General features: G+C 58.7%; 8 protein-coding genes. 4 read left to right on the top strand and 4 right to left on the bottom strand.

Features of this window, described 5'->3' with window-relative positions; translation table 11 throughout:
• Positions 1-53 precede the first annotated feature (53 nt).
• From AC0JZ8_RS03160 to AC0JZ8_RS03150, 3 genes are all read right to left on the bottom strand, one after another.
• Entirely contained in the window at positions 54-524 is a 471-nt protein-coding gene (locus tag AC0JZ8_RS03160; RefSeq protein WP_471891777.1) for a YciE/YciF ferroxidase family protein, read from the bottom strand.
• Positions 525-632: 108 nt separating this feature from the next.
• Positions 633-1,424 (bottom strand): DUF4396 domain-containing protein, encoded by a 792-nt coding sequence (locus tag AC0JZ8_RS03155; RefSeq protein WP_471891733.1) that lies wholly within the window; start codon positions 1,422-1,424, stop codon positions 633-635.
• 29 nt (positions 1,425-1,453) lie between these two features.
• The gene (locus tag AC0JZ8_RS03150; RefSeq protein ID WP_471891732.1) at positions 1,454-2,590 is read right to left on the bottom strand and encodes an AI-2E family transporter; all 1,137 of its coding nucleotides are present in this window, start codon (positions 2,588-2,590) and stop codon (positions 1,454-1,456) included.
• Between the two features lie 146 nt (positions 2,591-2,736).
• On the opposite strand from AC0JZ8_RS03150, the gene AC0JZ8_RS03145 reads away from it, so the two are divergent.
• On the top strand, positions 2,737-2,949 hold the full coding sequence (locus AC0JZ8_RS03145) for a hypothetical protein (protein ID WP_471891731.1): 213 nt from the start codon (positions 2,737-2,739) through the stop codon (positions 2,947-2,949).
• A 633-nt stretch (positions 2,950-3,582) separates the two neighbouring features.
• Here AC0JZ8_RS03145 and AC0JZ8_RS03140 read toward each other — a convergent pair.
• A complete protein-coding gene (locus AC0JZ8_RS03140; protein ID WP_471891783.1) occupies positions 3,583-3,957 on the bottom strand; it encodes a hypothetical protein in 375 nt (124 codons plus the stop codon).
• Between the two features lie 207 nt (positions 3,958-4,164).
• On the opposite strand from AC0JZ8_RS03140, the gene AC0JZ8_RS03135 reads away from it, so the two are divergent.
• The 3 genes from AC0JZ8_RS03135 to AC0JZ8_RS03125 all read left to right on the top strand — a co-directional run bounded on the left by AC0JZ8_RS03135 (position 4,165) and on the right by AC0JZ8_RS03125 (position 11,053).
• Complete coding sequence (locus AC0JZ8_RS03135; RefSeq protein WP_471891730.1) at positions 4,165-5,202, top strand: DUF3991 and toprim domain-containing protein; 1,038 nt, start codon at positions 4,165-4,167, stop codon at positions 5,200-5,202.
• Between the two features lie 65 nt (positions 5,203-5,267).
• Entirely contained in the window at positions 5,268-5,873 is a 606-nt protein-coding gene (locus tag AC0JZ8_RS03130) for a DUF1419 domain-containing protein (protein ID WP_471891729.1), read from the top strand.
• A gap of 89 nt (positions 5,874-5,962) precedes the next feature.
• Positions 5,963-11,053: a DEAD/DEAH box helicase family protein gene (locus AC0JZ8_RS03125; protein ID WP_471891728.1), complete on the top strand. Its 5,091-nt coding sequence runs from the start codon at positions 5,963-5,965 to the stop codon at positions 11,051-11,053.
• The last annotated feature ends 169 nt before the right edge of the window (positions 11,054-11,222 follow it).

Raw genomic sequence — 11,222 nt, 5'->3', positions numbered from 1 at the left:
TTTGTTGAGCGCCAGGTTCAGGTGAACCGATCCTGGCGCCCATTCGTTGGAGCTTACTTGTTGACCGCTGTTATCGCGATGTTAGTGAGCTTGCTGTTTGCGGCTTTTTCCTGATCGAGGATTTCGCTGAGAAAAACATGGGCTTCCTCATTGCCAAGGAGCTTTGCCCATTCGCGCAGCGAACCATATCGGGCAATCTCATAGTGCTCAACAGCCTGACAAGCTGCGAGCAGGCCGGCGTCAAGCGCTACACCCTTGCCTTCTTCCATCAAGCCTTCGGTTTCTTTCAACAGCCCGTCGGTCGCATCGCACTTGACCCCTTCCGGCTTGACGTTGATGGTCTTGAAGACCTTATCGAGGGTCTTGATCTGGCCCTTGGTTTCTTCGAGGTGGTGATCGATCGCCATCTTCAGCTCAGCGTTCTTCACGGCCTTGGCTACTTTCGGCAGTGCTTTCGCGATCGCGTTCTCGGCGTAATAGACGTCTTTCAGGGTGTGCTCGAACAAATCAGCAAGCGTTTCCATGCAATTTCTCCAGGTTGAATTGATGCAAACATCCCGAAACCCCGTTTGTTCCATTGCGTAATTTGAAGGGATGAATCGGTGTCAAACGCGGTCGAAATGGCCGCTCGTTCAGGAGCCCTTATGTTCGGGATGGTCGGTCACTCGCGGGTCCATCATGCCCTCCTTGACGCCATAATGGAGCAGCAAAACATTGACAGGATAGGCCGCCAGCAAGCCGCAGGTGAGCGATAAAATCATTGATGACCAGAAGAGAGGCTCGCCGATCGTCGATCGGCCTCCCACGGCCAGATCGACACCAACTGCTACGATTTCCATCACGGTGATGCTCGGTGTCTCCGAGACCAAGGCTTCCCATAAAGCGGTCTTGAGAGCAACGCCATCCTGAACCAGCGGTCCGACTGTCAAAGCGTAGCCGGCGATGTAGGCAAGCACGAAGGTCGTCAGCCCTACCGCGAGATTTCCAGACGAGATAAAACTGGTAGCGATCACCACGCCAACGATCTCTCCCATGCCGCATCCCGAATAACAATGGGCGACTGAACGAAACGACCGCCGCCACAGGCTGTCGTCCCCGATTTCCTTGCGACCGCTGACAAGGTAAATTGCCAGTCCAAGCGGTCCCGAATACAGAACCGTCAAAACCCAGACGAGCTTCATGAGCGACATCAAATGCGCATTCTTCGTCGACAGGTCATAGATGACGAAGGCTAGGCATGGGATCATGGCCAAGGTCCAGGCGACGAGGAACATCGGTCCTGAAAAAAAGGTGCGGATAGTCTCAAGCATGTATTCCGCCTTGTTCAGTCGTGCCCGGCCTGACAACAGGTGCTGCCAGCTGTTGTTCGCGTTACGCGAAACTTCCGCTTTTTGAAGAGCGGTGGCAGGAGCGTTCCCGGCCATACCTGTCGAGCTCCGAGCGCTTGGGAGCATCATCCAACGCGTTCGTTGTCAGATATCGTTTCACTTCTCGCCGACAAGAGATTTCCAAGACTCTGCAGACCAGAGATGTGGTCGCAAAACACGTTTAATGTCACGAGAAGTGGCACCGCTACAAGCATGCCGACAATCGACCACAGCCATGCCCAGAAGGAAATTGCGATGAAGACGACCACCGTGTTCAATCGCAGCCTCCTTCCCACGAAGTATGGTGTGATGATCTGGCCTTCGATCGTCATGACCACCAGATAAATTGCTGCAACTGAAACCGCAAATCCGATCCCGTTCGATGAGATCAGTGCCACGGCCGAGGCTGCAATCATACTCGTCAGTGGTCCGACGTACGGCACGAAATTGCAGATGAACGCAATGACGCCGAACAAAAGCGGGTTCGGCATGCCAGACAGCCAAAGAAAGACTGCAACGAAAGAACCCAGACCAAGATTGATCGCAGTTATCGTCAGCAGATAACGCGAGAGCTTGCGTTCGATATCGCTGGAAATCTGCATTGCCCGGCGCTTGTCTTGAATGGTCGGCATCATTTCGACAAGCTTCTCATAAAACATGTCGCCTGACGCGAGCAAAAACAAAAGCAGGATCAATGTAAACAGGGCCTGGGCGATCAATGCCGGGACCACGAGCGCTGCGTTAGTGATCAAGCCGTTGCCCCGCAACTCAACTTGTTGCACATTTGTAGCATGACTTTTCATGACGTCGGTGAGGCGTCGGCTGGCCTCGAACAATCCAGAAAGATTGTCAGATATGCTCGTCAGCTTAAGTTGAATGTCCTGCTCGATCCTTGGCAGGCTTTCGACGTACCCGCTAACAGGCACAATCACTGTTCCCAGAATGAATGAAATCCCGATAATCAATGCTCCGACGATGATGAGGGACGTGACCGTGGGCGGGATCCCGCGAGCGTCGAAGATCCGTCGGATCGGGCTGAAGACCAATGCAAGCAAGAACGCCAGCACGATGGGAACGAGAAACTCCTTGGCGAAACTTAAAAACAGTATCGACGCATAGAAGAAAAGACCTATAATTGCCCATCGTGGAACCGATGCCAGCGCTGATGAACGACCCGAGGCGACTGGGTCAGGCAGATGTCGACCTTCTTGAAAATTGTCCAATTGTTGAGCCTTGCTTATATTATAAGTGGCGGACACTAGCGCTGATCGTTTCAAAATCCAAATCCGTTAAAGTTCATGACTGGCATAAGCGAACGTAAGGAACCATTGGCGGTCGCAAACCCTTTTGAATAAAAAGGAGAAATGACGTGAACAACGAGCAACCAGCAGAAGATAGCTATCTACCCGAGGACATCGTGAGGCATTACTCCGTCAGCAAGGAAGAGTCGCTACGGATCATCGAAGAGTTCGGATCGGATAAGCGAGAGATCGATTTCCTCCTCGGACACCGAGCAGACGAGGAGGCGCAAGTGAACAAACAACAGCTTGCTCCGCTTTCGGACTTTCTTTTTGAGATTTAATGCCTGCCACCGGACATCGATAGTCGTCGCCAAATGCGTAGCATAATCGTTTCTTTTTAAGGCGCAAAGCGGCCGGCTATTCGTCGTTCTCGAGCGTAGTGCCCGCATACAAACGCCCGATCAGGTTTTCAAAAGAAGCGCCTAAACTGCTCAGGTTTTTGTCAAATCGCAGATCGACCTCCCAGTAGTTCCATAAATATGCTTATGCGATTCTTGATAAGCTATTGAGATAGTTTGTGTAATACCGCCTCTCTATCATTCGGATTTTGTGGTAACTTGCCTCCATCGCCACCGGTCTCGAGAGATTAATGATCCGCTTTCTCACACGATTGCTCGCACATCGCCGGGCAATACGGCGGCGATGGCAGGCTGATGCCAGGCTTCTCGCAATTTCGGACCCAGCCGGATCCTACTACGAAGCACAGCGCCGTGCGCTCCATCGCCGGTCCAGTGGTGATATAGACGAGTTCTCGCACTGATCGAAAGTCGCCAGCGAGATAGCCCGGATAGAGCCATGCGCTGAGATGGACTTCGCTGTTCTCAAACCCTTGTCCGATCAGGAGAAAGCCGGCCGTTGCTGACTGATGGGCTGGTCAGACAGATGCTCGGAAACAAATGCTGAGCTGGCTTCCGTCAACGATCTGTGCCGGATACCTCAATTCCCGCCAAAGCAAACCAATCCCGCTCTTTATGGATGGCGTTCTGGACCATGTCCGGATCTCCGTCGATCAACCCACTATCGGGGTCGGCTAGCAAGCTGCCGCCGCTTGTCTTCGACTGCGCGGTGATCGCGACCGTCCCCGGTCCTTTGAGAAGCCATCGAGCGGGATCGGCCCGCTCCGGACGGAGGTTTCTCACATGGCACAGGATCTTGCACTCGCACAAAGCCACGCATTTTCGCTTTCCCGCATCCTCATGGTTCCCGTCACCCTGTTCAAATCTGGGGACGAATTCGGCGTCCTTCCGTCCGACGAACTCGATGACGAAGACGATCTTGAGATCGTGCATGAATATGTCCCCCGCGGGTCTCATTGAGACCCGCATGTCCCTGCCGCTGGCGACCTGTCGGCCGCAAGGGAAGCTCCGCCGCGGCCGGTGCAAATCTGCACCTTGATTGCCGCGCCCTTGCCCCCTCCATTCTTCGCGGCGGAAACGAGGATGGCCGCAGGTATGCGGATTGGAAAAGAAGGGCGATCGACAAGTGATTGGAAAACAATGAAGAGAGAAGAGTTGGAGGCGCTACGCGCCAAGGCAAGTTGCGAAGCCGTGCTGGAACGAGCCGGTTATGAAATCGATCTCAAAGAAAGCACGCGCCGCGCCGTCAAATACCGGCGTAGCGGCAGCATTGTCATTGTCACGCATGACGGGCGCGGCTGGTTCGATCCGCTCAGTGACGAAAAGGGCGATGTCTTCGGGCTTGCCATGTTCCTGGTAGGAGTTCCATTCCCGTCCGCAATAAAAGCGGTCGCGTCAATTGTCGGGTATCAACTCTCCCGGCCGGAATGGAGGTCCTCGCGGTCTTCAGTGCCAGTAAAAGACATTTGCGATCGTTGGCGCAGCCGGCCCACGCCTTCGCCCGGATCCGGTGCCTGGCGCTATCTGTGCCGGGCGCGCGAGATCCCGACTGCCATCGCCGGACAGGCTATTCGAGAGGGTGTCCTGCGGGAAGGACCCTTCGGCAGTATGTGGGCGGCCCATGTCGATAGCGAGGGTCGCGTCGTCGGCTGGGAAGAGCGCGGTCCCGACTGGCGTGGCTTTGCCACCGGGGGTTCGAAGGTTCTCTTCCGTTTTGGACCAAGCGATGCCTCTCGTCTCTGCGTTACCGAGGCCGCGATCGACGCGATGAGCCTTGCAGCGCTCGAGGGCTCGCGCGAGCAAACTCTCTATCTCAGCACTGGCGGTGGGTGGTCTCCGGCGACAGATGCGGCGCTTGCCGAACTTGCGGTGCGCCCGGGCCTGACACTGGTCGCGGCCACGGATGCCAATTCCCAAGGGGATGTCTATGCAGAACGATTGCGGACGCTCGCCGAGGCATCCGGCTGCCACTGGCAGCGGTTACGTCCGCCGGCGGAGGATTGGAACGAGGTTCTCCAAAACAGGGAGAGGGAAAAATGGGAAATGAAGAGCGAGAAGAACAACGAGGCCTGCCGCATGCGCGCCGGCCGCATCAAGGGAGGCTCCGCCCGGCATGCGCCGGCCCTTGACCCGGCCGGACACGAGGCCGGCAGAGCGGAAGGGGTCATGAAGGACTGAAGAGAATGGCAAGGTCGAAACGACTTGTGCTGCCTTCGGTCCAACCCCCCGAAAGGATCAAGCTGATGACCTCGAGAGCCCTTCCCCGCAAAATCTTTCAAGGAGCGGCCAAGCGTGCCGACATGTTCCGGATGTTCGACAGGCACGCGATGCGCCCCGACCGCTTTGCTGGCGACCAATCCGCCGTCTATGCCGGCGAATGGTTTGAGATCGACGAGACCTCCTACTCCTATATGCTCGACATTCTACCGCCGCTCTGGATGCGTGGACCGATCTTTGCGATGCGAGAGTTCATGACCGGTTCGGTGACATCGGTGTTTTACGCGATCCGGATCGATGAAGCGGTCCGTTATTTTCACACCTACTGCGACCTCTCGGACCCGAACTCTGTGGAGGCGATGCGGACCGCGATCGTTAACCGCGAAACCCGACCAGTCCGGGCGATGAGCCGCGAAGAACGGCTCGAGCATATCTGGAGCACGACCACCGACGTCTATCGAGGCTATGCCAGCGCGCGTTGGCCCAAGCCCATGCAAGGACATCGCGCGGTGATGCTCTACGGTGGCAGTGAAGGAAGCTTTCTGAAATCGCTCGACACCCTGTCTGACAACGAGATCGCGGCCAAGCTGCCGGTGCATCTACGCCACCTCCCCTCAGCCCTGGCCGCCTGAGCCAGATCATCATTCGCAAACTCCGCGCCGAAAGCGGTCTTCTCGGTGGCCGAGCGATGGCGCACGCACTCATTTCAAGGAGCTTTCCCATGAGCAACGATCCATTTACATCAGACATGTTCGGCTCGAGCGTGCTTTCGTCCGGCCTCGGACTTGGCGTGACAGCGTTCGGCGGGTTCTCACCTGATGCCGCCAATGACGACGATCCGGATCCCCTGCCGCCAGCACCTGCACCCGCCCTCGCCGTCGCTGCCACGCCTGCCCGGCGCGCGAGGCTTCGGGCAAACTTCTATCTCGATAGCGACCGCGGGCTTGCCGCCTCCTGGAAAGATCGCGCCCGCGCCAATGTCGCAGCGATCCTCGTCGCCGACGGCATTGCCAAGCAGGATCGGCCGGCGACACCCAAGGAGCAGGCGCAGTTGATCCGCTTCACCGGCTTCGGCGCCGGCGAACTGGCCAACAGTATGTTCCGTCGACCGGGCGAGGTCGATTTCTGCCAGGGCTGGGACGATATTGGTTCTTCGCTCGAGACCGTGGTTTCCGAGAGCGACTACGCGTCGCTTGCCCGCTGCACCCAATATGCGCATTTCACGCCGGAGTTCATCATCAGGGCAATCTGGACTGGGGTCCAGAAACTGGGCTGGCGCGGCGGCCGGGTGCTGGAACCTGGCATCGGCACGGGGCTGTTCCCTGCACTGATGCCGGAGCCATTTCGCGACGCAGCCTTTGTGACCGGGATCGAGCTTGATCCGGTCACCGCCCGCATCGCCCACTTTCTCCAGCCGAAGGCGCGGATCATCAATGGCGACTTTGCCCGTACCGATCTGGCTCCGATCTACGATCTCGCCATCGGCAATCCGCCCTTCTCCGATCGCACCGTCCGCTCGGATCGCGCTTACCGGTCGCTTGGCCTTCGTTTGCACGACTATTTCATCGCCCGGTCGATTGACCTGCTGAAGCCCGGTGCGCTCGCCGCCTTCGTCACATCGCATGGCACCATGGACAAGGCCGATACAACGGCACGGGAGCATATCGCCAGATCCGCCGACCTAATCGCGGCAATCCGGCTGCCCGAAGGCAGCTTTCGCCGTGACGCCGGCACGGATGTCGTCGTCGACATCCTGTTCTTCCGCAAGCGGAAGCCCGGAGAGCCGGAGGGAAATCAGCTGTGGCTCGATGTCGATGAGATCAGGCCGGCCACCGACGAAGAAGGCGCCATCAGGGTCAATCGCTGGTTTGGTCGGCATCCGGACTTCGTGCTCGGCACACACGCCCTGACCTCCGGCCTGTTCGGCAAGACCTACACATGCCGGCCCCGCGATGACGAGGATCTCGACGCCGCGCTCGCCGCTGCAATCGATCTATTGCCGGCCGATCTCTATGACGGCGAGCCGACACCGATCGATATCAATCTGGAAGACGAGCTCGGCGATGTCGTCGATCTGCAGCCGAAGGGCGGGACTGTTCGCGAGGGCAGCTTCTTCATCGATCGGTCAAAGGGCCTGATGCAGATGATCGACGGATCGGCCGTGCCGGTCACCGTCCGCAAGGGTCGCTCAGGCGATGGGGTCCCGGAAAAGCACGTCCGGATCATCTCAAAATTGATCCCGATCCGCGATGCAGTGCGCGAGGTCCTGAAGGCGCAGGAAACCGATCGGCCATGGCGCGATCTCCAAGTGCGATTGCGCATCGCCTGGTCGAGTTTTGTGCGCGATTTCGGGCCGATCAACCACACAGTCGTGTCCGTTCAAGAGGATATCGAGACCGGCGAGGTCAAGGAAACGCATCGCCAACCGAACCTCGCACCGTTCCGCGACGATCCCGATTGCTGGCTTGTCGCCTCGATCGAGGACTACGATCTGGAGACGGACACGGCGAAACCGGGGCCGATTTTTTCCGAACGCGTGATTGCTCCGCCGGCCGCACCAACGATTACCTCACCTGCCGATGCGCTCGCCGTCGTGCTGAATGAACGAGGCCACGTCGATATCGACCATGTCGCCGAGCTGCTGCACAGCGATCCTGCTGATGTGGTCGACGAGTTGGGCGAGGCCATCTTCCGTGATCCGGCCGATGGATCGTGGAAGACGGCAGAAGGATATCTTTCAGGGGCCGTCCGCACGAAGCTCGCCGCCGCGCAGGCTGCGGCCGAGCTCGACCCCGCCTATGAGCGTAATGTCCGCGCCCTCCAGGAGGTCCAGCCGGCTGATCTCCGGCCATCCGACATCACAGCCCGGCTCGGCGCACCTTGGATCCCGCCCGCCGATGTCGTCGCCTTCGTCAGGCAAAAGATGGAGGCGGAAATCCGCATCTACCACATGCCGGAGCTTGGGTCCTGGACTGTGGAGGCACGGCAGCTCGGTTATAGCGCCGCTGGCACATCTGAATGGGGAACCAGCCGCCGCCATGCAGGCGATCTGCTCGCCGATGCACTGAATAGCCGAGTGCCTCAGGTCTTCGACGTGTTCAAGGATGCGGACGGAGAGCGCCGAGTCCTCAATGTCGTTGACACCGAAGCCGCGCGTGACAAGCTGCAGAGGATCAAGCAGGCGTTTCAGGACTGGGTCTGGACTGATCCGGATCGCACCGACCGGCTGGCCCGTGATTACAATGATCGCTTCAACAATATCGCGCCGCGGAAATTCGACGGCTCCCACCTGAAACTCCCTGGCGCCTCTGGCGCCTTTGTTTTGTATGGGCACCAGAAACGCGGCATATGGCGGATCATAGCCGATGGCTCGACCTATCTCGCTCACGCCGTCGGCGCCGGCAAGACGATGACGATGGCTGCCGCGATCATGGAACAGCGACGGCTCGGCTTGATCGCCAAGGCGATGCTGGTCGTGCCTGGCCATTGCCTGGCGCAGGCCGCCCGCGAGTTTTTAGGCCTCTATCCGAATGCCCGCATTCTCGTCTCTGACGAAACCAACTTCACCAAAGATAAGCGTGCTCGCTTCCTGTCACGGGCGGCAACCGCGACCTGGGACGCGATCATCATCACGCATTCGGCCTTCCGCTTCATCGCCGTGCCCTCTGCCTTCGAACACGAGATGATCCAGGATGAGTTGCAGCTTTATGAGGACCTGTTGACCAAGGTTGACAGCGAAGACCGCGTCTCGCGCAAGCGCCTAGAGCGGCTAAAGGAAGGTCTTCAGGAGCGGCTCGAAGGCTTGGCGACCCGCAAGGATGACCTGCTGACTATTTCGGAAATCGGCATCGACCAGATCGTCATCGATGAGGCGCAGGAATTCCGCAAGCTGTCTTTCGCCACCAATATGTCGACGCTGAAGGGCATCGATCCGAATGGATCGCAGCGGGCCTGGGATCTCTATGTGAAGTCCCGCTACATCGAAACGAGGAACCCTGGCCGGGCGCTCGTGCTTGCCTCCGGCACGCCGATCACCAATACGCTTGGCGAGATGTTCTCCATCCAGCGCCTGCTCGGTCATGCGGCACTTTCTGAGCGCGGGCTGCACGAATTCGACGCCTGGGCATCGTGCTTCGGCGACACGACCACCGAACTCGAAATTCAGCCATCGGGAAAATACAAGCCGGTCAGCCGCTTTGCCTCCTTCGTCAACGTGCCGGAGCTGATCGCCATGTTCCGCTCGTTCGCGGATGTCGTGATGCCTGAGGATCTGCGGCAATTTGTGAAGGTCCCTGACATCTCGACCGGCCGGCGGCAGATCCTGACTGCCAAGCCGACGGCACTGTTCAAGACTTATCAGCAGACCCTCGGCAGCAGGATCAAGGCGATCGAGCAGCGTGAGGGTCCCGCCAAGCCCGGCGATGACATTCTTCTCTCCGTCATCACTGATGGGCGCCATGCGGCAATCGACATGCGCTTCGTCATGCCGGCGGCCGACAACGAGGAGAATAACAAGCTCAATCTGCTCGTGCGCAATGCCCATCGGATCTGGAAGGAAAACGGGGAAGCCATCTATCGGCGCCCCGATGGCAAGGATTTTGAGCTACCGGGCGCTGCCCAGATGATCTTTTCCGATCTCGGCACGATCAATGTCGAGAAGTCCCGCGGTTTCTCTGCCTATCGCTTCGTCCGCGACGAGCTGATCCGGCTCGGCGTGCCGGCATCGCAAATCGCCTTCATGCAGGACTACAAGAAGACCGAAGCCAAGCAGCGACTGTTCGGTGATGTGCGCGCTGGCAAGGTCCGTTTCCTGATCGGCTCGTCTGAAACGATGGGCACGGGGGTCAACGCCCAGCTTCGGCTGAAGGCGCTCCATCACCTCGATGTGCCATGGCTGCCATCGCAGATCGAACAGCGAGAAGGCCGGATCGTCCGTCAGGGCAACCAGCACGACGAGGTCGATATCTTCGCCTATGCCACCGAGGGTTCGCTCGATGCCAGCATGTGGCAGAATAACGAGCGCAAGGCCCGCTTCATTGCCGCGGCTCTGTCGGGAGATACCTCGATCCGGCGGCTCGAAGACGTTGGCGAGGGGGCGGCCAACCAGTTCGCCATGGCCAAGGCGATCGCATCCGGCGATGAACGGTTGATGCAGAAGGCGGGCTTGGAGGCCGATATCGCACGGCTCGAACGGCTGCGGGCCGCCCACGAGGACGATCAATACGCCGTCCGCCGGCAGATGCGCGATGCAGAGCGCGAAATCGAGGTCTCAACCCGGCGGATCGACGAAATCGGCCAGGACATCGCGCGGCTACAGTTGACCACCGGTGATACCTTCACCATGACGGTGTTCGGTAAACAACATGCCGAGCGCAAGGAGGCTGGCCGCGCGTTGATGAAGGAGATACTCACACTGCTACAGCTCCAGCAGGAGGGTGAAGTTCATCTGGCGACGATCGGCGGCTTCAATCTCGTTTATGATGGTGAGCGGTTCGGCAAGGGCGACGGCTATCGCTACGAGACGCTGCTTCGGCGTACCGGTGCGGACTACGAGATCGATCTGGCGATCACGGTCACGCCGCTCGGTGCCATCTCCCGACTTGAGCATGGCCTTGATGGCTTCGAAGAGGAGCTGCGTCAGTATCGTCGGCGCCTCGAGGAGTCCGAGCGCCGCCTGGTTTCGTATCAGTCGCGCATCGGCGGTGCATTCCAGTTCGGCGATGAGCTCGGTGCTAAAAGGAAGCAACTTCGCGACGTCGAGGAGCAACTGGCGGCCTCCGCTATCGCTGATGCAGAACCGATTGCTGCATGAGAACGCATGCCCGGGCTGGCCCCGCGGCCCGGCTCCAGTCCCGTCGCTGCGATGATGAGGTCGAGACTTGTAATTTCTCGACCTCATCCATGTCTGATGATCACTTCCCGTTCAGATGCTGTCCTGCAAATGGCGCTTGGCCATGGCTTTCGGAGTCGTCCGGGTTAGA

The sequence above is a fragment of the Velazquezella soli genome, assembly GCF_977018685.1.
Note: the sequence above shows the minus strand (reverse complement) of the source record. Positions and strands in the feature narration are given on the sequence as shown.

Bases quoted from the DNA above. Each gene is read 5' to 3' on its own strand.
- AC0JZ8_RS03135 (WP_471891730.1), top strand. From the start codon at position 4,165: ATGAAGAGAGAAGAGTTGGAGGCGCTACGCGCCAAGGCAAGTTGCGAA.
- AC0JZ8_RS03160 (WP_471891777.1), bottom strand. From the start codon at position 524: ATGGAAACGCTTGCTGATTTGTTCGAGCACACCCTGAAAGACGTCTAT.
- AC0JZ8_RS03140 (WP_471891783.1), bottom strand. From the start codon at position 3,957: ATGCACGATCTCAAGATCGTCTTCGTCATCGAGTTCGTCGGACGGAAG.
- AC0JZ8_RS03125 (WP_471891728.1), top strand. From the start codon at position 5,963: ATGAGCAACGATCCATTTACATCAGACATGTTCGGCTCGAGCGTGCTT.
- AC0JZ8_RS03130 (WP_471891729.1), top strand. From the start codon at position 5,268: ATGACCTCGAGAGCCCTTCCCCGCAAAATCTTTCAAGGAGCGGCCAAG.
- AC0JZ8_RS03155 (WP_471891733.1), bottom strand. From the start codon at position 1,424: ATGGCCGGGAACGCTCCTGCCACCGCTCTTCAAAAAGCGGAAGTTTCG.